The 20,882-nt window shown below is 61.0% G+C and carries 18 protein-coding genes and 1 pseudogene; 13 read left to right on the forward strand and 6 right to left on the reverse strand.

Features of this window, described 5'->3' with window-relative positions; translation table 11 throughout:
• Window positions 1-315: 315 nt before the first annotated feature.
• The 5 genes and pseudogenes from BMW90_RS23655 to BMW90_RS23675 all read left to right on the forward strand — a co-directional run.
• Window positions 316-2,100 (forward strand): annotated as a pseudogene (locus BMW90_RS23655) (strawberry notch C-terminal domain-containing protein); the annotation flags it as partial.
• 122 nt (window positions 2,101-2,222) lie between these two features.
• Window positions 2,223-2,609, forward strand: coding sequence for a DUF6878 family protein (locus BMW90_RS23660; RefSeq protein ID WP_074839938.1), 387 nt, complete (start codon window positions 2,223-2,225; stop codon window positions 2,607-2,609).
• Window position 2,610: 1 nt separating this feature from the next.
• Window positions 2,611-3,072: a DUF6915 family protein gene (locus tag BMW90_RS23665; protein WP_074839941.1), complete on the forward strand. Its 462-nt coding sequence runs from the start codon at window positions 2,611-2,613 to the stop codon at window positions 3,070-3,072.
• A 100-nt stretch (window positions 3,073-3,172) separates the two neighbouring features.
• A complete protein-coding gene (locus BMW90_RS23670) occupies window positions 3,173-3,475 on the forward strand; it encodes a hypothetical protein (protein ID WP_074839943.1) in 303 nt (100 codons plus the stop codon).
• A 124-nt stretch (window positions 3,476-3,599) separates the two neighbouring features.
• Entirely contained in the window at window positions 3,600-4,328 is a 729-nt protein-coding gene (locus BMW90_RS23675; RefSeq protein ID WP_074839945.1) for a DUF736 family protein, read from the forward strand.
• 159 nt (window positions 4,329-4,487) lie between these two features.
• Here BMW90_RS23675 and BMW90_RS23680 read toward each other — a convergent pair whose 3' ends face one another.
• From BMW90_RS23680 to BMW90_RS23700, 5 genes are read right to left on the reverse strand one after another with little or no spacing between them, the layout of a single operon-like run.
• The gene (locus BMW90_RS23680) at window positions 4,488-5,210 is read right to left on the reverse strand and encodes a DUF6602 domain-containing protein (protein WP_074839947.1); all 723 of its coding nucleotides are present in this window, start codon (window positions 5,208-5,210) and stop codon (window positions 4,488-4,490) included.
• A 12-nt stretch (window positions 5,211-5,222) separates the two neighbouring features.
• A complete protein-coding gene (locus BMW90_RS23685) occupies window positions 5,223-6,122 on the reverse strand; it encodes a CBASS oligonucleotide cyclase (RefSeq protein ID WP_074839948.1) in 900 nt (299 codons plus the stop codon).
• Entirely contained in the window at window positions 6,119-6,622 is a 504-nt protein-coding gene (locus tag BMW90_RS23690) for an HORMA domain containing protein (protein ID WP_074839950.1), read from the reverse strand. Before BMW90_RS23690 ends, BMW90_RS23685 begins: the two co-directional genes overlap by 4 nt.
• On the reverse strand, window positions 6,619-7,089 hold the full coding sequence (locus tag BMW90_RS23695) for a hypothetical protein (protein ID WP_074839952.1): 471 nt from the start codon (window positions 7,087-7,089) through the stop codon (window positions 6,619-6,621). Before BMW90_RS23695 ends, BMW90_RS23690 begins: the two co-directional genes overlap by 4 nt.
• On the reverse strand, window positions 7,089-7,994 hold the full coding sequence (locus tag BMW90_RS23700; RefSeq protein ID WP_074839955.1) for an AAA family ATPase: 906 nt from the start codon (window positions 7,992-7,994) through the stop codon (window positions 7,089-7,091). Before BMW90_RS23700 ends, BMW90_RS23695 begins: the two co-directional genes overlap by 1 nt.
• A 181-nt stretch (window positions 7,995-8,175) precedes the next feature.
• On the opposite strand from BMW90_RS23700, the gene BMW90_RS23705 reads away from it, so the two are divergent.
• The 8 genes from BMW90_RS23705 to BMW90_RS23745 all read left to right on the forward strand — a co-directional run bounded on the left by BMW90_RS23705 (window position 8,176) and on the right by BMW90_RS23745 (window position 18,942).
• Entirely contained in the window at window positions 8,176-9,237 is a 1,062-nt protein-coding gene (locus tag BMW90_RS23705) for a helix-turn-helix domain-containing protein (RefSeq protein WP_074839957.1), read from the forward strand.
• A 7-nt stretch (window positions 9,238-9,244) separates the two neighbouring features.
• Complete coding sequence (locus tag BMW90_RS23710) at window positions 9,245-9,730, forward strand: PIN domain-containing protein (protein WP_074839959.1); 486 nt, start codon at window positions 9,245-9,247, stop codon at window positions 9,728-9,730.
• Between the two features lie 597 nt (window positions 9,731-10,327).
• Window positions 10,328-11,257 (forward strand): DUF2493 domain-containing protein, encoded by a 930-nt coding sequence (locus BMW90_RS23715; protein WP_074839962.1) that lies wholly within the window; start codon window positions 10,328-10,330, stop codon window positions 11,255-11,257.
• A 537-nt stretch (window positions 11,258-11,794) separates the two neighbouring features.
• Window positions 11,795-12,001: a hypothetical protein gene (locus BMW90_RS23725; protein ID WP_074839964.1), complete on the forward strand. Its 207-nt coding sequence runs from the start codon at window positions 11,795-11,797 to the stop codon at window positions 11,999-12,001.
• A 518-nt stretch (window positions 12,002-12,519) separates the two neighbouring features.
• The gene (locus tag BMW90_RS23730) at window positions 12,520-13,113 is read left to right on the forward strand and encodes a transposase (protein ID WP_074839966.1); all 594 of its coding nucleotides are present in this window, start codon (window positions 12,520-12,522) and stop codon (window positions 13,111-13,113) included.
• On the forward strand, window positions 13,100-15,433 hold the full coding sequence (locus BMW90_RS23735) for a relaxase/mobilization nuclease domain-containing protein (protein ID WP_074839968.1): 2,334 nt from the start codon (window positions 13,100-13,102) through the stop codon (window positions 15,431-15,433). The genes BMW90_RS23730 and BMW90_RS23735 overlap by 14 nt, the downstream gene beginning before the upstream one ends.
• Before the next feature lie 8 nt (window positions 15,434-15,441).
• Window positions 15,442-17,445, forward strand: coding sequence for a type IV secretory system conjugative DNA transfer family protein (locus BMW90_RS23740; protein WP_074839971.1), 2,004 nt, complete (start codon window positions 15,442-15,444; stop codon window positions 17,443-17,445).
• Window positions 17,446-17,556: 111 nt separating this feature from the next.
• A complete protein-coding gene (locus BMW90_RS23745) occupies window positions 17,557-18,942 on the forward strand; it encodes an IS1182 family transposase (RefSeq protein ID WP_074839973.1) in 1,386 nt (461 codons plus the stop codon).
• A gap of 417 nt (window positions 18,943-19,359) precedes the next feature.
• Here BMW90_RS23745 and BMW90_RS23750 read toward each other — a convergent pair whose 3' ends face one another.
• Window positions 19,360-20,859: a CoA-acylating methylmalonate-semialdehyde dehydrogenase gene (locus tag BMW90_RS23750; RefSeq protein WP_074839975.1), complete on the reverse strand. Its 1,500-nt coding sequence runs from the start codon at window positions 20,857-20,859 to the stop codon at window positions 19,360-19,362.
• Window positions 20,860-20,882: the final 23 nt, after the last annotated feature.

Below are 20,882 nucleotides of genomic sequence, written 5' to 3' on the forward strand. Positions count from 1 at the left end.
TCGGCATCCAGATCGGCCAGACGCGCTCGAACCCGCGCCATTTCCTCCCCGATGTCGCTCTTTTCTGCCACCCGCGGTTTCCACCCAATCTTTTCCCTTCCGCCAAGCATAAAGCGCGAAACGGACTGGCGTAAGCGGGTCTTCCCGATCGTCAGCACGGCCACTGAGCGGAGAGTTGGAGGGGGAGTTCATGGAAGATGTCCTTCTGCGGTTGAGAGCAGAGGCGTCATGATTATCCAAAGTGGAAACCCGAAAATGAATCAGCAGAACAACAGGTTGAAATCCCGAACTCCGCATAACGGTGACGCGGCATATTACGTCCTGGGCTACCTCGAACAGGCCTTCCCGATCCATGCGCAAAAGCTGGTCGAGATCGACGGCAATATGGTGGCGGAACCTTTGCGGGATGAGACCGGGGCGCTGGTTGTCTCGCGCGAGGCGCTCGCTTTGCGTGACGCGGCCATGATGGAGTTGATGACGCTGGCCCCAATCCCTTCGGCGCTGGATCAGATCCTCTGGGCCCTTGGCGACGAGGCGGTCGCGGAAGTCACGGGCCGATCGATCCGGCCACTGAAGGCCGAGGACGGTCATCTCTTCATTGAGAAGCGCGCCGCCAGCAGCAATTCGTCGGAGACCCAAGCCTTCATGGACGGCGAAAAGGATATCCTGATCTTCTCCGATGCCGGCGGCACGGGCCGATCCTATCACGCGGCGCAAACGGCGAAGAACCAGAAGCGGCGGCGGCACTACCTGTTGGAGCCCGGCTGGCGCGCAGATGCGGCCATCCAGGGGCTGGGCCGCACGCATCGCTCTGCCCAGGTCAGCGCGCCCTTCTTTCGGGTCTGCACCTCGGATGTGCATGGCGAGAAACGTTTCACCTCGACGATCGCCAAACGCCTCGACCAGCTGGGGGCCCTGACCAAGGGCCAGCGCGAGACCGGCTCGCAGGGCATGTTCCGCGAGGAGGACAATCTCGAAAGCCCGATCGCGCGGGCGGCACTGCGTGGGTATTTCGCCGATCTTGCCGCCGGGCGCGCTGAGGCGATGAGCTACGAGAGCTTCACCGACTGGACAGCCCTGCGGCTGATCGACAAGGACGGTGTGCTTCTCGAGGAGCTTCCCCCGATCCAGCGGTTTCTGAATCGGGTGCTTGCCCTTCCCATCCACATGCAAAACGCGCTCTTTGCCGAGTTCATGCGCCGGATTGCCGATCAGACGGAACGGGCGCGCGCGGCGGGCACGCTCGATCTCGGCGTCGAAACCCTGCGCGGCGAAAAGATCGAACAGGTCTCCACCGAGGATCTCTGGACCTGCCCGAAATCCGGCGCCGTAACGCGGATCATCGGGCTGGAGGTCACCGACCCGGTCCACGTCCTTTGGGCAGAAGAGGCTATATCGCGCAATCCCGACAAGCTACCGATGATCAATCGCGCTTCCGGCCGCGCGGCGCTCATCTCTGCGCGCCCTATGCAGATGTATGACGAGGACATTGTCACGCTGATGCGCAAGGCGGTGCGGCCAAACGGGTCCAGCTATCTGGAGGAGGCGCGGTTCGAGTCCTCGGCCTGGGAAGACATCGGAAGGCCCGAGTTTGCAGGGCTTTGGGATACCGAGGCTGCATCCCTGCCAAAAACCACCACGACCAAGCTCTACCTGCTGACCGGACTGCTGCTGCCGATCTGGAAGGATATTCCGACCACCAATGAGCGCATCTACCGGGTCACGCCGGACGGGGCGACCGCCATGATCGGGCGCACGCTGAGCGAAGAAGGGGCGGCCGCGCTGCGCGCCCGCTTCCTCGTCTCCAATCCGCAAACACCGCAGGAGATGTTGACCGCCGCCCTCGGCACCACCGCACCTGTCGATCTGGGCCGGGGTCTGACCCTGACCCGTCGCCGGGTCGCAGGCGAGATGCGTCTCGAGCTGGGTGGTGCGGATCGGGGCATGATTGAAGGTCTCAAGGCCATGGGGTGTTTCACAGAGATCATCGCCTTCCAGTTGCGGGTGTTCCTGCCGCATGGGGATGGGATCGACGCGGGAAGCATTCTGGCCCGGATCGTTGGGCAGGGAGCCGCTAGAGCTGCAGAACAAGCCGCCTGAAAAGTGAAAGAGGGCTGTGGGCCGGGCGTCGCGGATCTGGATTTCACCGGTCTGCGCTTTCCGGGCGCGCGCAGACCAATGCCACGCCCGGTCCCCCCAAATTCAGACAAGAGGACTGACCCATGACCAATCCCCAAATCGATTATGCCGCAATGGCGGCTCAGTGGCGTGCAGAGCGCGAAACCACCTTGAAGGCATCCCGAGCGGAGCTGATCGCGCAACTACGTGCGCTTGGCATCAGCGAGGTCACTGCCGAATACGAAGGCTATGGCGACTCCGGCAATGTCGAGGATGTGACGGTGCAGCCTGCGGACGTTAACCTGCCGGAGGCGCTTGTCACAGAAGTTGGCGATTTCGCCTGGTCGCTTGCCTATCACCATCACCCGGGGTTCGAAAACAACGAGGGCGGCTATGGCACGCTGACCTGGGAGATCACCGGCGACAGCATCACTCTCGATCACGCGGACCGCTATGTCGAATGCGCGCACAGCTATGACGAGGGGCTGTGATATGGCCCATCCCCTGCATCATGCCGAGAGCTCCGCCCGGAAATTCGGCGGGGTGCCGTCTGACTATCAGGCTGTACACGACTGGTTCGATGCCTCGAAAGAGCACCTCGCGCTCTTCACGCACCGAGCCATGCGCCACCATGCCCAAGGCCTGTTTGATGCCGAACGTGTCTTCGGCCTGACCCTGACCAATAGCGCAGGTCGGGACATTCCCGTGCGCTGGATCGGCGAGCAGCATGTCCGCGAAGACTGCCAGGGCCGCATCCCGAGCATGGCGGACTGGCTGCGACGGATCCAGCCTGAGCCATGGATGGCCAATGGCCACATCGACCGGCATTCCGGCGATGAGCCCTGCGGCGACCCAAGGGTCGCCTGGGCCTCCGAGGTCGCAGCCGGAAGAACGGTTCTTGGCCTGAAAGATTGGATGGCGGCGCGCGCGACGCAAGCCACGCAAAGCGCCTGACAGGTCTCGGCCGTTTGCCAAACAAATGCTGCATGGAAGCCCGGTCGGAAGATCGGGCTTCTTGCGTCGTTTCCCCACCAATCTTCTTAAGGAGGATCACATGACACTCGATGAAATCAAAGCCGCGGTCGATGCCGGCCAGACCGTGCATTGGGCCAATACCGGCTACGTTGTCCACAAGGACCGGCTCGGTCAGTACCTCATCATCTATCTACCGAATGGTAGCTGCATCGGCCTGACCGACCGGGGCGGGCACCGGTTGAACGGAAAAGAGGCGGAGTTCTTCATCGCGCCATCGGAGGACGCCGCAGAAAATCCGGGCAGCCAATCAAGACCAGACGGGCAGGGGAGGGGCGCAGCACCCGGAGGCACGGGGGCATTCCCTCTCGGACGGCAGCTCTGAGCTTTGGGCGGGGCTGAAAGGAAAGCAGGCTTTCTGATTTGTGATCCCATGAGGGATCGAGAAAGCAATCCCGGATGCGCTGGCAAGGACGTCAGACACCGGCCAATCCAAAAGGAACCATCCCATGTTCGCAGGAACCCTCATCCGCAATGTCGAGACCGCAGCCGCTCAGTACACCGGCATGATCCACTCGACGCGCTTCGATATTGCCATCCAGTTGGAGGCGCGGGCCAAGATGTCCGAGCGCAGCCCGGATTTTGACTTGACGGCAGTCAACAAATCAGGCCGCAAGGTGCGCATCGGCACGGCCTGGAACGAGACCGGCAATACCAGCGGCAACCCCTACATCTCGATGCAGATCGATGTCGGCTTGGGCCCGTTCCGCGTCAACGCGGTGCAGACGAAAGAGGCGCGCGCGGCCCAGAGTGGCGAATTCGAGATCATCCCGCTGGTCTCGAACGGCCTGATGAAATCCGGCTCGCTCTCGGGCGAGCTCACCGCCATGGACGCCGACAACGCCTTCACGGGCTACATCGCCAATATGATGTTCGATCTGGAGTTCATGTTGATCGAGAACAGCTACAAATCCGAGGAGACCCACCCCGATTACCGCATCGAGGTCAGCTCGCCCCGGGGCACACCGATCCGCGTCGGCTCCGCCTGGATTGCCAAAAGCAGCCGCACGGGCAATGACTACCTGTCGCTGCTGATCAACACGCCCGATGGCGACCTGCGCGTCAACGCCGTGCAGAACGAAGAACAGCGCGGCGGGCAGACCTTCTCGATCATCCCGTTCATCGACAGCGGTGATCAGCCGCAGGACGCCGGCGCGGGGCTCTCGCTGGTCGCCTAATTGGCGCGCGAGGGGAGGACGATCTGAACACAAAGGGGAACCGTGGGATCACGGTTCCCCTTTTGGCGTGTTTGTTTGGGTATATGATTGCTCTACCCGTTAGGCAGGGTTTTTGTGGCGTTGGAAGGCATGCCAAAATAAATATTAACTCTACGGCTACTATTTGGTCAGCCAATCTCCATAGGCATCGATATCAATCATTGGTACGGTGCCGCTGAACTGGAGGCGTGAGATCAGCGCAAACAAGAAGGCTGTTGCCGGTTTCGACCCCTCGACAAGGTCATATTCGCCCTCTTGGTCGAACAGGAAATGCCCGTGGGACGCTACACACCCGATGTCCAACCTTCTATCGCCAGCGCCTTCGTTGAGTACCTTCTCGAAAGATGCTCCCAAAGGAGGCTTCCACTCGCTCTCGAAGGTCAGAAGACCACCAATAATAGGAATGAGTTGTTTTGGTGGATAGACCCCACCAGCGTGTGGGATCGGTAGACTGGTCCGATGCAAGCTTCTGACTGATGCGACCTTGTCTTGAGCATATTTGACAAGATTTGCGTCTGCCGTCTGCTTGGCCTCGAAAACGGCATAAACACTCTCAGCCGGGACAATGAGTTGCTTCTCGTACGTGAAAATAAAAGGCGAGTACTGGCGGTCAAAAACGACAGCATCAATCTGGTCGCTGAAATTCCCAGTGCTATCGACGACGTGCGCGCTCGCAACCTGATATCTTTCGGGCAGGTACTGGGCGAGCAAATCAATCCAAATGGCTTCGCTTGCATCGCCTTTTGTACCCGGATGCTTGAAGGACTTCCGCGCTGTCGACAGCCGATGCTGAATATCCTCGTGCAACGACGATAGAAGCAGTGATAGAGACCACTCAGCCATTGGTTTTTCCTTCTAAGACAGCGGGAATTTTGGCCCGAAGAAAGAGCGCCACGCTTTCAGAGCGTCCCCGTTCTTGCCCTGGCGCGCCAAGTGGATTGCGGCAGCGATGTCGCGGTTCGCTTGATCCAGAATTGTCTGGGCGCGTGTTACCATCGCCGCGTCCATTCGATCGCTGACAGAAGACCCGAGCCCGGCCGGATCTGGCCAATCCTCGTGAATTCGGTCGCGCAACGTAGCGAAGAATGCTTGGATTTCGCGATCGTGTGAGCCGCCCCACCCGCCATGTAGACACTCCATCGCCATGACCTCGATCAGAAAGGATGGCTTGATAGGTTTTTCTCCATGGCGGACGTTTTGGTTCCAGTACTTCACCATGCGCACTAGGCCTTTCCACTCATTGCCATAGGCTTGGTGGGCCGCAACAGCCTTCTGTGCATGGATTTCGGGATTTGTTCCCATCCACTTCCCGGTTGTGTTGTTGGGGATCTCGTAGTCGTCTCCGTTTGCGAATGCGGGCACGGCATCCACGCTTACAACCCGGTAGTCTGTGTTGTCGTCTGAATCGACAACAACACCGAAATCTACACCTACGGAGCGTCCCTGTTTCTTGACGGCGCTGCTTCCATAAACGTCAACCAACTTATCGTAGAACGCGGTCAGTATCTTGTCAGGGTGTTTGTCTCGATAGTGGTCCTCGTCCTTTCCGAGAACGAAGAAGATATCGACATCCTTGAGTGGTTTGGACTTGGTCCAGCGGGCATAGCTTCCTGTCAAAAAGCTACGGTCGATCTGAAAGGCTTTATCCAGGTGCTCGCGAACTTCCTTCTGCCGCTTGGATGCGTTCTGCCGCTCACTCTCGTTCAACTCCAGTCGGCTTTTGAACTTCTTGAATGCGTCCGGGAGTGAAATCATGATGCCTGCCTCCAATACGATGCAGTCGCTCCCAGACCATTGTGTTCGATGGTGGAGCCAAGGCTTTGACGAACCATACCGTCCGTAGAGCGAGCAGTGGTTCGGTACCAACCAGGGACATCAGGTCGTCCAGGCTTTGTACGTAGAAGGAGGTCATACTTGGCGCTTGCCGGTGCCACGCCCGCTTTGCGAATTGCCCAACGGAGTTGATCGGTGTCCGTCCAGAAGTTTCCATCTCCAGCAGACCAACTGTAGGCCACGTCAATGTCCCAACGCAGGATCAAATTATTGGATGCCGGATCGTATATCTCCAGTGTGATCTTCTCGAGGTCTTCGCTCTCCAACCATACCTTAATGCCGCGCATGTTGATTTCCGTGTCATTCACGAAATTCGTCGGGTCCATGCCACTCAGACGGATAATGTCTTTGAGGCTCTTGAGGATGTTATCAGCCACATAGGTGACAGACTGGGTGCGGGAATATGTGATGACCGATGTCATGGTTTCAACAACCCCTCAAGATCAATTTCGAGCGTAGCACCCTGCGAATTGTTGGCGGTATCTTGCTTTTTGGTTTCGTTTTTGTCGCGGGCTGTGATGCGCTCACTTTTCTGTTTCAAACCCGATTGAACCCAACCGAGGTCATCGGGCTCACAGGGCAGCGAAATCGACCAATCACCTTTTAACGGGTCAAACCCGAGAACGTCTTCGTTCACGTCCGACCCATCGATCGCATCGTCATCGTATAGACAGTAAATGCGCGTCTGCGGTCCCTCACAGCTGACAATGATTGGCGAGTTTTCGCAGGCTTTGTCCGCAATTATGCTGCTTGCAATACCAGCGACACTGCCGAGTTCTTGCTGCGCTCCGGTATTTGTCCGGGTGAGCAAGGCGCTGATGGCGGCCCATGTCGCGAAGGCGTCGCGATGCGGAGAGCTCCGGAATGTTCGGCGGGTTACGGTCGGCATCACTTCCCCCGATTTGCTTTTTTGTTGGTTTGGGCTGATTTCGCGGCTGCTGCCAACTGCGACAGTGTTAACGAACCAGGATTCAGGGCCACCTGAGTGTTCGAGGCGAGCGCGTTTGCAACGGTTTTTCGGATCGCCCTTCCGTCAAGGCCGACGAATTCGCCGGCACAGGTATCGAAGCTACGGTCTCTGGTAAGCTCTTCTACCTCAGGATACGTGCTGCCTAGCCCCAACAGACATTCCCGCAAAATGGTCTTGCAGGCTTCCTTTGCAGGAAGGGGGACTTCAAGAACCAGATCGCATCGGGAAACGAAGGCATCGTCCACCGCTTCCGGGTAGTTACTGGTCGCCACAAACAGCAGGTTTTTGTGGGATTCTGCCAGCAGGTCAAGCTGAACCAGAACGGCGTCCGTGGCTCGATGAATGTCGACTGGGTTGGCATCGAGACTGAGCCTGGACCGGTCGACCGCAAGTGTTTCCACCTCATCTAGCAGCACAATCGTTGGGCCTGCATTGGCAAGCTCTGAAAGGGTCTGCGCGAAGAGGTCGGAAACCGCCCGCTGCGTTTTCCCCATTGCGGAACTCGTCAGGCCATGCGCTTCAACCTCGACCAGTTGGAAGTTGCCTCCCTTGAAAGCCGCTGCTGTCCGGTTGGCCAAGCCTCTTGCAAGTGACGTTTTGCCTGTCCCTGGCGCGCCAACTAAGAGGATAACGCCATGGAGCGGCAACACGGCTCGGCTCATCTTTGGTCGCATAGTGAAGTTCAGAACCGCCTGAGAGAGCAGGTGCTCCTTCATCTCGGCTTCGACGATGATTGAGTCCCAAAGTTCTGCCAGGCCGGGGTCCGGCAGCGCCGTGATCTTCTGAATTCCTTTTGGCAAGTCGCCCGCAAATGGCGCGTTCATGACTGCTTCCTCGCTTCTTTGCCTCTCTAGCGCCTCTTGGGGCGATTGGGCGGTTTACAAATTTGCCTTCCGTTTGGCCTCGTGTTACAGAATAGGGACAAAAAGCCGCGCTTTCAAGCGTTGTGGTTTACACAATATCAATCATATGGGTGAAATGTAAACCACCCACTGGGAGGACGCTATGATTGGCAAGAGACTCAAAGGAGCCCGGGCGGCATCTGGCCTTTCGCTCCGTGCACTTTCCGATGCCATGGATAACAAGGTGTCCGCTCAAGCCATAGGCAAGTACGAGCGCAATGAAGACATGCCCGGATCGGGCGTGCTGCTGAGTCTTGCCCGAGCACTCGAGGTCTCTGTGGATTTCCTACTGAGCGACGACGAGCTTGAGTTGGAGGGCGTAGAGTTTCGCAAGTCAGCCAGCTCGTCGGCCAAGGAGATCGCGACGATCGAAGCCAAGACGCTCAATATGGTTGAAAAGTACCTGGCTGTCGAAAGCTTGCTGAATCTTTCGAGCCAGGAGTGGGATGCCCCGCACGAAGCGCCCTACTGGGTGACCGATGTTCGTGATGCAGAGGACGCGGCTCGAAACATGCGTGCCTCTTGGCAGCTTGGTCATGACCCGATTCCAATGCTTGCCGAACTCCTCGAGGAGCACGGGATCAAGGTGTTGTCTCTGGACGTTGATCGTATCGATGGCCTTGCGGCCAAAGTCCGTCGAAAAGAGCATCACTCCGCGCGGGTGATCATGATCAAGAAGAAGACCTGGTCTGAACGGAAGCGCTTCAGTTTAGCTCACGAACTGGGCCACATGGTTCTTAAGGTCGCCGAAGGGTGCGATTCAGAACGCGCCGCAAATCGATTTGCTGGTGCGTTCCTCGTTCCGGCAGAAGTGCTACGGCAGGAGATTGGTGCCCGCAGAACGGACATAAGCATTGGTGAGCTCATTAGTCTGAAGGATCGGTTTGGCGTCAGCATTCAAGCGCTGACGTATCGATGCAAGGATTTGGAGATCATCAACCAGGCAACATTTGCGCGCCTTTTCAAGGTCTATAAGCAACGAGGTTGGCGGGATGAGCCGTTCGAGGAGCCGAATTCCATTCCTTGGGACCGAGAAGAACCGGACCGCTTTCAAAGGTTGTGTTTTCGTGCCCTCTCCGAGGGGTTGATTGGGTTGTCTCGTGCGGCTGAGCTTCTCGAAATACGAGTAAAAGAACTGGAAGAACGTTTGGACCACATGGCATAGTCGCTGTGTGCAAGTTCTTGTTTCTGATACCTCCGTCCTGATCGACATCGAGAGAGCCTCGCTGACAGCGAGGCTCTTTGACCTCCCCTATGATTTTGTTGTTCCAGATATTCTTTATGAAGCGGAACTTCTCGACTGGATGGGCCCTGATCTGATCGATCTGGGACTAAGAGTGGAAGAGCTCACGCCGGAAGAAACTGCACGCGCGACTGAGCTTAAGCGGGCGAAAGCTATGCTATCGACGCCAGATGTCTTTGCATTTTGCCTCGCGGCTGAGAGGGGTTGGGTTCTCCTTACCGGAGACGGAGCACTCAGGGTTGAGGCGGAGCGCCAAGAAATCGCGATGCACGGCGTCCTGTGGGTCTTCGATGAAATGGAACGTCACGAGGTTTGTTCGACCGTCCTCCTCAAGTCGGGCCTCGAGGCGGTTCGTGATCACCCGAGATGCAGACTTCCCATTAGGGAAATCAATAGGCGCCTTGCGAGATACTAGCTTGTTTATTCAGCTTGCTGGAAGGAAAATGTTGCGAAGCTCTTCTTCGCTTTAGCCTTGCGGCCTCCCCTGCTCGGCTTCGCGTGTCGCAGGGGAGAACGGCCCTTCGGTCCGTCGCGCATTCGGCCATGCGGCCTCACCGCGGCGTTGCGCCCGGCATCCCGGTTTGCCCGCCTCGCGAGCACGTCCCTCCCCGGCCGCTCCGCCGGATTGCGCTCTGGTCTGTTTTGGCCCGAGGCCAAAACGATCCCGCCGCTCCATTCGTCTCCCGCGTCCGGTCGGGCCGTTTGCCTGCTCGTGTCGGGCAAACCTACCGTCAAAACACACACACATGAGCGCGGAAGCATATCCTCCGGATGGCCCCCAAATCAGCCCGCGTCAAGGATCGCAAAACTTTTCGGCGAGGGCGGGGCGAGTGGCATGGGGTGGTCCTGTGCGGGAGGGCGCGCATGTGTCCGGTGCCGCGCTCGGAAAACTTTTGCGCCCGGCAAGCCGGCGGCTGCGCCGTCCCTGACCCGGGCAGATTCGGAAACCAGGCATTCGGCCATGCCCCCACACTCACGTGGTGGCCTTGCAACTGAATACTGGAGACCAGACATGGCTTACGACACCGCGAACACCTACGAGACCATCGAACTTTTCGGACTGACCGAGAAGAACGCACAACTTCCGATCCCGGAAGATCACGTTCTGACCGACCGCATCATCCGCGAGAGCTTCGAGGCTCTGCTCGGTCAATTGCGAGGGACCGGGCTTGAAGCAGAAATCGAACCGCTGGCCCATGGGCTCGCGACGATCCTGCAGCGGCGCAAGGTGGCACTTGGCAAGGAGATCGACCGCACCGCCGACAAAATCGGCGCGCTGGCAAAATCCCACGACGGATCGGAGATCGCCGAGACCGCGCTCGAAGAGGCGCAGGCGCGCTTCCTGCAGCTGCGCGAGATTGTCAGCGCCATCGAGGTGATGAGCGAGGCGGCGGCGGAATGCTATGAGATCGAGACCGGCCACGCCTTCATCCCGCCAGCCGGGTCGCGCGCAAGCGTCCGGGCGCAGGAGACCGGGGCGGTCTTCGAGGCGCGGCAGCTGCTGGAGCAGCACGACCGCGAAACCGCCGAGAAGTCGAAAGTCGAGGGGGTGCCCCTGATCGTCTCAGGCGCCACCGACTGGACCGATGTCGATGTGATCTTCAACACGCTTGACAAGGTTCGCGAACGGATCAAGCAGAACCGCAACCAGGAGATCTTCCTCTGCCACAAGGGTGGCAAGCACGGGGCGGAGATGATTGCGGCTCGGTGGGCCCGGGCACGCGGGATCGCGCAGGCGCGCTTCGATCCGCGCTGGTCCGCGCACGGGCGGGCGGCACCGTTCAAGTGCAACGACGAAATGCTGGACGACAAGTTCGCGGCGACGGGGGTTGTCCTCTTCGGCGGCAACGGGGTCGCGCTGAACCTCGGGCAGAAGGCGGAAGCGAAAGGTCTCACGGTCATGCGGGTTGCGGACCCGGCGAAGAAGACGTCGCAGGATTGAAGAGAGGGGGTCGCGCTTGGCGCGGCCCTTTCGTCATTTCTCATGGCGCGTGCGGTCGGTCACGCGTGATCGGCAGTCTGCGGCGGCCAGCACCGTTATCCCTCTACCCAGTCCGTCAGAGTGCGGCCCATCCGCATCGGTACGGGCTGGGGATGGTGCGCCCCGCACGCACATCGTCAGCGGGGCAAGACGCGAGGGGTCGAGACGTCCCACTTGAGGCTGAACACCTGCGCGTCCCTCGGGTGGTGTTTCGGAACATCGCATCCACGCGGGTGGGCTCGGTCAGCTCCTCGGCCAGGCTTGGCGGGACGAGGACGCGGATGGTTGCGGCGGGGTGATGGCATGGGTCATCCGGGTCACTCCTTTTTGCTATGCATGTGGATCGCACGGGGTCGGCCCGTTCGTGCCCTCAGCTCACGCTTCGGCAAGCACAAATACGGCTTCCACGGCTTGCCGCGGACCCTCCGCATTTGCGCTTGCGACCGGGCCTCTTGCCCCCGTGCCGGGTGATCCCCATCGCAACAAGGAGTAACCCAAATGACCAACCACTACGTCGCCACCGTCCCCGTCAAGTTCACCGACACCGATGGCCAGGAGCGCACCCGCTTCCAAAGCGTGGGTGCGATGTTCCGCAACACCCGCAACGGGGATGGATCGGAGTTCTTCAGTCTCAAGCTCGACTTCCCGGTCGCGGTCTCGGAGCTGGTGATGTTCCCGCCGAGCGCGAAAGATCCCCAGGACTAAATCCTCTGACGAGGATGGGCCGCCCCAGGACGATCTTGGGGCGGCCCGATCCCTGTTCCAGGGATGCCGGTCCCTGCGCGTTCAACGAACGCACTCCGCCCGGAATGATCAGGCCGCGACAGACCGGCCAGTCAGCCTCAAGGGGGCCATCCACAAAAACCTATCGGCCAGGGCCTCCCGGTTTTTGCGGCAGAGATTTGGGGACCCAAATCTGGCCCTCCTTGACCCTGCCTGTCCGCCCTGTCGGTGGGGTTTGCGCCCGCCCGCGGTTCCGTCCGAACACATGCGTGTTCGGCCAGACCCTCGGGCGGGGCTGGTGGACGGGACCCCTAGGACAGGTGGGTCGCCCGGTGGTGAGGGCGGCAGAGCCGCGTCCCTGCGGGCCGCGGGGGAAGCGGACACCAAGGCTGCCTGAGCCTGAATGCAACATAAGTATATAATTGACAGCTAGGTATATTATCGTAAGGTGGGAGCAGCCTTGGTGGAAGGTGGCAGGAAATAGGGGGTCTTTCTTCCGCATGTCCCGAACAAAACGCCTGACAGAGATCGAGAAGATGCAGATCGTCCGCGAGGCCGCGGAGGGTGTGTCGACGTCTGAGCTGGCTGAGCGTTTCGAGGTCACATCGCGGGCCGTGCGCTACGTCCTGAAAGCCGATGCCGAGCGCCAGACGGATGCTGCGATCCCGGTCTCAGCGGTCAGTGTGAAGGTCACGGCTGCGGAGCTTGAGTCGCTCGACGAGGTGCTGGCCGAGGCGGGGATCGAGAGCCGGGCCGAAGGGCTTCGGCGGCTCATTCAGGCGGCGGGCGGCGTGTTCGTTCCGGACGCGCAGATGGCAGCAGAGATGGCGCGCTACAGGGCCTCGCTGCATGAGGTCGGCAACGGCGTCGCCCAAATCGCCAAGCAGATGACGCGGGCCAACCGGATGGGGCAGGGGGCCGTAGGCGGCACGAGTGCCGAGTTCTCCGAATTGCGCCTTGCGCAGATGCGCGGGCTGGCGCGGTTCATTCTGGATTCCGCTGACGAGATCGATCTGCTCCTGCGCCGCCGTCGGGACGCCATGCAGCTGGAGGCCACAGCCGCGTTGAGGGAGTTTGCCCATGCGGCTGAATGATGCCGTTGACGCTGTTACCGGGGAGGTCTTCCGGGATGGCTGGAGCCGCATTCGGGGCTCGATGCAGGGGCTGCATGTCGCAAAGCAGAGCCAGCTTGTACGCGCGGCAGCAGGGCATCGGCCAGCCGTCTTCAAGGCGATCCGGGGCGGCGGTACGCATACCAAATCACAGCTCACAAACCAACTCGATTACCTCACAACCAAGTCTACCCATATCATCGACAGTAGCGGGTTCCTGGATGGCAAGGCGAAGCTCGAGGCGCAAGACATCAAGGACCTGACAGAGCGCTTTGCCAAGCGGTGGGATGCGGGCTTCAAGCCCAAGCTGGGCCAGACCACCCACATGCTGATGTCCTTCCCCATCGGCACGCGGGGCGAGGATGTGCGCGACATCGCGACGGACGTGGCCGAGCGGTTCTTCCAGACCGAGGAAGGGCATTTCGACTACATCATTGCGGTGCATGAGGACCGGGATCACCCGCATGCGCATCTGGTGCTGAACCGCCGCTCGCAAGAAGGCGAGTTCTTCTTCCTCGGCCGCAATCACCGCTTCAACTATGACGACTTCCGCCTCGCCATGGTCGAGGAGGCGGAGAAGTACGGCGTGCGGCTGGAAGCCACGCGCCGGGTGGATCGGGGTGTGGTGCATTACCCAGCCCGTACCAGCGAAGTTTATGCCGCGAAAGAAGAGGGTCGCGCGCCCCGCGAGCGGGAACGTGTGGGGGCCGATCTGACCCGGACGCTGGCGGAGATCGCCAACACCAGAACCGTCTACCATTCGCTTGCCGCGGAGGCTTCGCGTGAAGCCCGCGAGGATATTGCGGCAGCCCTCTTTCGCGCGGGCGAAGTGCTGGCGCGCGGCGGGCAGGTGGACCGAACAGGAGATGTGTATATGGCCGAGGATCAAAGTTTTGAGGATCTGAGAAGCCTCTATGCGGAGAAGCTCGCGCGGGTGCAGGGCATGATCGCCGAGAAGCCCGACGCCGAGCGGCCCGCGCTGGAGAAAAGCCTCACCGCCATCCAGGCGCAGGTCCAGGATATGCAGCCCTTGGGGCTGCGCTCGGGCTCGCTCTCAGACGCGCCGTCTGAGGGCGGGATCTATTCCGAGGCCAATATTGACGCCAGCCAGCGCGAGCGTCTGGCAGAGCCCGATCTGAGATCGCGCATTGACGCGGCACTACACGGCACCGGGATCAGCACATCGGAAGTGGTGGCCCGGATCGAGACGGGCGCCTCAAATGCAGCGCTCGAGCATCAATGGATCGCAGATGATCTCGCCAAGGTGGCCGAGGCGCGCGATCTGAATCTCGAACGCCGCGCCGATCTGGAACAGGCGCGCGACATTCTCAACGATGTGCACGTCGAACTTGGCACGCTCTTGGAGCGGGAGAACGTGCTGCGCCGGGATGGTGTCATGGAAGCGGAAGCGGTCAGCGAGCAGTTCCATTATCATGAGGGCGCGGTGCGGGCGATGGAAGGAACAATCCGTCAGGAGATGCGCGCCGAGGGTTTGACAACGCAGCAGATCGAGGACCGGGACTGGGAAGTGGTCTCACGGGCGGAGCGCCGGATCGAGACGGAGCAGCGCGCGTATCTCGAGGCGCACCCGGATCTGCTCGCACGCCCTGGCGATGTGATTGACCGGTCTGAGCCCTACAGGGAGACCATCACCGATGCGGCCCGCGCCAGCGAGATCACCCGCGAAGTTGACCGGATCATGGAGGGACGCGATGTCCGCACGCCCGTTGCAGATGCTGTCACGGATGAATTCAGGGAGCGCTATCCGGACATGCCGTCCCACCTTGCCCGCGGGCTCGGCGCGACCTATGCAGCCGTCGTCGAGATCCGCGACACGGAGGCCATCAACGAGGTCCGCCGCGAAAACGAGATGCGCGACGGGCTTGGGTCTGGCACGCGCGACGCACTCCTCGCAGCCAGCGGTGAAACTGCGCCGCAGTCTGACCGTGCCGACCGCCTTGCAGACGAGATTACGCGTGTTCTGGACCATGAGCGGGCGGGGGAGTTGTCCGCGCCCTTCGAGACCGAGGCGGAGCGGGACGCATTTCGCGACGAGATCGCGCGGGTGCTGGACGTTTGCCAACTCGACCGGCTCACTTGGGGTGATGCGGATGCGCTGGAGAAGGTTCTCGAGGACCGCCTCGACCGGCTCTATGTCGCCAAGGTCTACCTGCAATCGGATGCAGCGACGGCCAACACGGAGGCCTTGCGCCAGGTGGTCGATGATCTCGCCGACACCGAATACGAAAAACACCGCATTGGCGATGTGGATGGCGAGACCGAGCGGGGACAGGTCCATTGAGCGCGCCCATGGGAAAGGCGCGGATCGCGACCGGTGTCTTGTTGGTAACGCTGGTGACCGCCGCCATGGGCTATACCATCGCCTCGGCGGTGCTGACCTACCAGGATCTTGGGTTTGGGGCCGAGATCGACTTTGCTTATATTGCGCAGAACTACATGGCGATCCTCGATCGCCGCCCGGAGGCCGCGCAACTTATTCACCTGATCATCGGCAGCTTCGCCGCCGCCGGCCTGATGCTGAGCCTCGCCCTCTCGGGGTCCGCCCTGACACGGTTTGGCCAGACCCATTGGCAGACCGCGCGCGAGATGAAGGCCAATGGCTTCTTCGGGGCGCCGGGCACCGGGTTCATCCTCGGCAAGCTGGGGCCGCCGGGCTCCCGCGCCAACTACATCTGCTCCAAGGTTTTTCCGCATGCGCTGATCGTGGCGCCCACGGGCCGTGGCAAGACCACGGGCTTTGTCATTCCGAACCTGCTGACCTGGCAAGGCTCCGCCGTGACGCTCGATGTGAAGGGCGAGTGCTTTGAGGCCACGGCCCGGCACCGTGCAGCCCAAGGCGACAAGGTCTATCGCTTTGCCCCCACCGATTGGGAGGGCAAGCGCACGCATCGCTACAACCCGCTCTTGCGCATCTTCGAACTGAAAGATCCCGCGCGCCAGCAGATGGAACTGCAGCTCCTGGCGACGCTTTTTCTGCAAAGCGACAATGACCGGGTGCAGGGGCTGCTCAAGGGCGGGATCGATCTCTTCGTGGCGGCAGGCCTGCTGGCCTTCCAGCGCAAGCGCCCCACCTTGGGCGAGATCTACCGCATCGCGGCCTCGGGCGGGAACAAGCAGAAGGAGTATTTCGCGCGCGGCCATGAGGTCGATAACAGGGCCGCCAAGTTGATCTTCACGCGGCTGGCCTCAACCAACAACGATACGCTGACCTCCTATGTCTCGCTCCTGATGACATCGGGGCTCGACCAATGGCAGAACCCGGCCATCGATGAAGCGACGGCAGTCTCGGACTTTGATTTCCGGACGATCCGCAAGAAGCCCTTTTCGGTCTATCTCGTGGTCCAGCCGCTGATGGTGAAGCCCCTCGCGCCGCTGATCCGGCTCTTCTTCTCCGATCTTCTCTCGGCCATGCAGGAAAAGGACCCCGGACCGGATGAGCCCTGGCCCGTAATGATCATGCTCGACGAGTTCAACCGTCTCGGCAAGATGCCCATCGTGGTCGAAAGCATCGAGACCCTGCGGACCTATCGTGGTCACCTTGCCGTCGTCACCCAAACCATCCCCGCCCTCGATGAAATCTACGGCGAGAACACCCGCCGCGCCCTGCAGGGCAATGCGGGCGTGAAGCTTTACTTGACGCCGTCCGATGAAAAAACCGTCGAGGAGCTGAGCAAAGCGGTTGGCAAGACCACGAAGACCGTCATCACGCGATCCCAGTCCATCGGCAAGAACCCCTTCGAGGGCCGTAGCCAGTCCACCCGGACCGAAGAAAGCTCTCTCCTGCCCGAGGATGAGGCGCGCCGCCTACCGCTCGACGAGATCGTCATGGTCATCGATGCCCAGATGCCTGTCCGCGCGAAGCGGATCCAATATTTTGACGATCGGTTGTTCAAGGCAATCCACGGGGCGCAGACGGGGGAGTTGCCGTTTCCGGACCCGGGGGGAGGTGGATCGCAGGGCACGCTGCCGCTGAGTGTGCGCGCCATGCCGATGACGCCGCCATCGGACGGGTCAGGCGGATCCGAGGCCGACGTTGAAGCCGCACGCCAGGCTGCTGATGGCCAATCGTCAGGGCAAACCGATGTCACCCCAAAGAAGACTGCGCCTGTCGTTCAAGCCGTAATCGCCGAGGAACAGCGACAGATGGAAATGGATTTTGGGGGCCAGGTTGCGGATGCCGAGACAGTGGGCGTGGATGATGAGGCGCAGATGCGCTCTGCTGTCGATGGATTGGATGAAATGGAAGAGATGCTGCGAGAGGAGGAGGGTGGCAAAAAGCCAATTCACCGGTAGGGCGGTGGGCATGGTCTGACGGTCATAGAGGGCGTATTTCGTTGAAAAACTCGTGCTTGATCGAAGGGCCGTCGGCTGATTCAATTCCTGTAGGGCATGGGAGGATCGGCGATGATGGGACCGCGGCAAGAGGCGCAACCGGCGCTTTTCTACGAGTTCTCACTGGAGGATCATGTCCCGCATAACCACCTGCTGCGCTCTATCGATCGGTTCGTCGATCTCGCCGGTATCCGCGCCTACCTTGCCGATTTCTACAGCCACACCGGGCGTCCATCGGTCGATCCCGAGCTGCTGGTCCGGATGCTGTTGGTGGGCTATTGCTTCGGCATCCGGTCGGAGCGGCGGCTCTGCGAGGAGGTGCATCTGAACCTGGCGTATCGCTGGTTTTGCCGCCTCGATCTGAGCGATCGCGTCCCGGACCATTCCACCTTTTCCAAGAACCGGCACGGCCGTTTCCGCGAGAGCGAATTGCTACGTCACCTGTTCGAGATGACCGTCGCACGCTGCATTGAAGAGGACTTGGTCAGCGGCCAACGCATGGCAATCGACGCCAGCCTGATCGAAGCGGATGCGAACAAGCAGAACTCGACGCCGAAAGAGGACTGGGATGCGGAACAAATCGATCCCGCCGATGCGCCCCGCGCCGTGCGCGAGTATCTCGATACCTTGGACGAGGCCGCTTTTGGCGCCGCCAGCGAGGTTCAGCCCAAGTTCACCTCGCATTCCGACCCTGCCAGCCAGTGGACGGCGGCCCGTAAAGGTCCGGCTTTCTTCAGCTATTCCGACAATTACCTGATCGACACGGATCATGGCGTCATCGTCGACGTTGAGGCAACCCGCTCCATCCGGCAGGCCGAGGTCGGATCGACGAAGACCATGCTGCGGCGGGTGAAGACAAGGTTCGACCTACATCCTGAGCGCCTGATCGCCGACACCGCCTACGGCACCGGGCCGATGTTGGGTTGGCTGGTCGACCGCAAGATTGCCCCGCATATCCCCGTTTTGGACAAGTCGGGTCGCAACGACGGAACCTGGACCCGCACGGACTTCGAATGGGATGCTGAGAACGATCAATACATTTGCCCAGAAGGCCACGAGTTGAAGCAGTTTCGCCGTAACTACTCGGACCCCAATCGGGGGCCGACTGGCATGGGCACGGCCCGGTATCGCGCCCTGAAAGAGGTCTGCCAGGCCTGTCCATCCAAGGCGAGATGCTGCCCTAACGCCGACGCGCGCAAGATCACCCGCGAGGAACATGAGGACGCTCGCCAAATCGCCCGTGATATCGCCAAGACCGAGCAGTATGCGGTCTCAATGAAGCTCAGGAAGAAGGTCGAGATGCTCTTCGCTCATCTAACGCGGATCCTTGGCCTGAACAGGCTCCGATTACGTGGCCCATGCGGGGCGAATGACGAATTCCTCCTCGCCGCCACCGCCCAGAACCTCCGCAAATTGGCCAAGATCCTTCCCGCACCGCAGCAACCGCGAAAAGCCTGACAGGAAAGGCGCTCGCGCCCAACTCAAGCGACGGAATTCTGCGCCCGCGAACGTGTGTTTTTCCACGGAATCGGCGGATAGTGTGAATTCGCCGCTCTGCAGCGAGGATCTTGAGAAACCGCCAAAGCGGACCTTCAAAACCGAGAATTCTGGTCGGTCCTCGATTGAGTCAGTCATTCAGGGGAGCGGACGTTCGCTGCGGCTTCGAGGGCGTCGCTGGTCACCAAAAAAAGGAGACGTTCATCTGACGTCCATATCCGCGGCCAGACCGCTAATCTTCCAGTTTCCGGTGGCAAGTTTCGGTTTCACCGCGGACCCTTGTCCCTGGTGTGCAACGGTCTGGCGAGACCGGCGCCTGAATGACAACAACGGAGTCGATTGGCGCCATGGACTCGGCGCCAATCGACCGTTTTACAGTCACCCCATCGTCGGCATGACGAATTCCGGGTCGCTGCGAACGCCAGAGGGCCAGCGGGTGGTGATGGTCTTGAGCCGGGTGTAGAACCGCACGCCCTCAGCGCCGTGCATGTGGTGATCGCCGAACAGCGAGGCCTTCCAGCCGCCGAAGGAGTGGAACGCCATCGGCACCGGGATCGGCACGTTGACGCCGACCATGCCGACCTCGATGTCATGCGCGAAGGTGCGGGCGGCGTCGCCGTCGCGGGTGAAGACCGCCACGCCGTTGGCATATTCGTGGCCGTGGATCAGGTCGACCGCCGCCGCATAGTCCTTGCGGCGCACAACCGACAGGACCGGGCCGAAGATCTCTTCACGCCAGACCGTCATGTCCGGGGTCACCTCGTCGATCAGAGTGGGGCCGACGAAATAGCCGTTCTCGTAGCCCTGCGGCGGGGTGAAGCCGCGGCCATCGACAACGACCTTGGCACCCTCGGCCTCTCCCTTGTCGATTAGGCCGAGGATCTTTTCCTGCGCCATCTTGGTGACCACCGGCCCCATTTCGGAGGACCGGTCCGCCGCCGGGCCGACCTTCAACGCCTCGATCTTCGGCACCAGCTTTTCGATCAGCGCGTCGGCCACCTTGTCGGTCACCGGCACCGCAACCGAGATCGCCATGCAGCGTTCGCCGGCCGAGCCATAGGCGGCGCCCATCAGCGCGTTGGCGGCCATGTCGAGATCGGCGTCGGGCAGGATCACCATGTGGTTCTTGGCGCCGCCGAGCGCCTGTACGCGCTTGCCGTTCTTTGTGCCGGTCTCATAGATGTATTTCGCGATCGGGGTCGAGCCGACGAAGCTGATCGCCTTGACATCCGGATGCTCCAGCAGGGCATCAACCGCGCCCTTGTCGCCCTGGACGACGTTGAACACGCCTTTCGGAAGGCCGGCCTCGGCCAGCCATTCGGCGATCAGGATCGAGGCCGAGGGGTCACGCTCGGAGGGTTTCAGGATAAAGGTGTTGCCGCAGGCCAGCGCCACCGGGAACATCCACATCGGCACCATGGTCGGGAAGTTGAACGGGGTGATCCCGGCCACCACGCCCAGCGGCTGGCGCAGGGAGTGGCTGTCGACGGCGGTGCCGACATTCTCGGTGATCTCGCCCTTCAGCAGGTGCGGCGCGCCGACCGCGAATTCGACCACCTCGAGGCCGCGGGTCACCTCGCCCTTGGCGTCGTCATGGGTCTTGCCGTGCTCGGCCGAGATCACCTCGGCCAGTTGGTCGGCACGGTCCCAGAGGATCATCTTGAACCGGTCTAGGATGCGCGCGCGGCGCAAGGGCGGGGTCTTGGACCAGGTTTCCCAGGCGGCCCTGGCGGTGGCCACGGCGCGGTCGACCTCTTCGGTCGAGGCCAGCGCGACGGTTTTTTCAGCCTCGCCGGTGGCGGGGTTGAAGACGGGCTGGTTGCGGCCCGACGTGCTGGCCACGCGTTCGTTGTCGATGAAATGTCCGATTTCGGTCATGGCTGTGTCCTTCGTTGTTATCC

It is taken from the genome of Marinovum algicola (assembly GCF_900109145.1).
Lineage (GTDB): Bacteria > Pseudomonadota > Alphaproteobacteria > Rhodobacterales > Rhodobacteraceae > Marinovum > Marinovum algicola.

Bases quoted from the DNA above. Each gene is read 5' to 3' on its own strand.
- BMW90_RS23745 (WP_074839973.1), top strand. From the start codon at position 17,557: ATGATGGGACCGCGGCAAGAGGCGCAACCGGCGCTTTTCTACGAGTTC.
- BMW90_RS23680 (WP_074839947.1), bottom strand. From the start codon at position 5,210: ATGGCTGAGTGGTCTCTATCACTGCTTCTATCGTCGTTGCACGAGGAT.
- BMW90_RS23735 (WP_074839968.1), top strand. From the start codon at position 13,100: ATGCGGCTGAATGATGCCGTTGACGCTGTTACCGGGGAGGTCTTCCGG.
- BMW90_RS23715 (WP_074839962.1), top strand. From the start codon at position 10,328: ATGGCTTACGACACCGCGAACACCTACGAGACCATCGAACTTTTCGGA.
- BMW90_RS23730 (WP_074839966.1), top strand. From the start codon at position 12,520: ATGTCCCGAACAAAACGCCTGACAGAGATCGAGAAGATGCAGATCGTC.
- BMW90_RS23675 (WP_074839945.1), top strand. From the start codon at position 3,600: ATGTTCGCAGGAACCCTCATCCGCAATGTCGAGACCGCAGCCGCTCAG.
- BMW90_RS23660 (WP_074839938.1), top strand. From the start codon at position 2,223: ATGACCAATCCCCAAATCGATTATGCCGCAATGGCGGCTCAGTGGCGT.
- BMW90_RS23705 (WP_074839957.1), top strand. From the start codon at position 8,176: ATGATTGGCAAGAGACTCAAAGGAGCCCGGGCGGCATCTGGCCTTTCG.
- BMW90_RS23670 (WP_074839943.1), top strand. From the start codon at position 3,173: ATGACACTCGATGAAATCAAAGCCGCGGTCGATGCCGGCCAGACCGTG.
- BMW90_RS23695 (WP_074839952.1), bottom strand. From the start codon at position 7,089: ATGCCGACCGTAACCCGCCGAACATTCCGGAGCTCTCCGCATCGCGAC.
- BMW90_RS23685 (WP_074839948.1), bottom strand. From the start codon at position 6,122: ATGATTTCACTCCCGGACGCATTCAAGAAGTTCAAAAGCCGACTGGAG.
- BMW90_RS23700 (WP_074839955.1), bottom strand. From the start codon at position 7,994: ATGAACGCGCCATTTGCGGGCGACTTGCCAAAAGGAATTCAGAAGATC.
- BMW90_RS23665 (WP_074839941.1), top strand. From the start codon at position 2,611: ATGGCCCATCCCCTGCATCATGCCGAGAGCTCCGCCCGGAAATTCGGC.
- BMW90_RS23740 (WP_074839971.1), top strand. From the start codon at position 15,442: ATGGGAAAGGCGCGGATCGCGACCGGTGTCTTGTTGGTAACGCTGGTG.
- BMW90_RS23750 (WP_074839975.1), bottom strand. From the start codon at position 20,859: ATGACCGAAATCGGACATTTCATCGACAACGAACGCGTGGCCAGCACG.
- BMW90_RS23690 (WP_074839950.1), bottom strand. From the start codon at position 6,622: ATGACATCGGTCATCACATATTCCCGCACCCAGTCTGTCACCTATGTG.
- BMW90_RS23725 (WP_074839964.1), top strand. From the start codon at position 11,795: ATGACCAACCACTACGTCGCCACCGTCCCCGTCAAGTTCACCGACACC.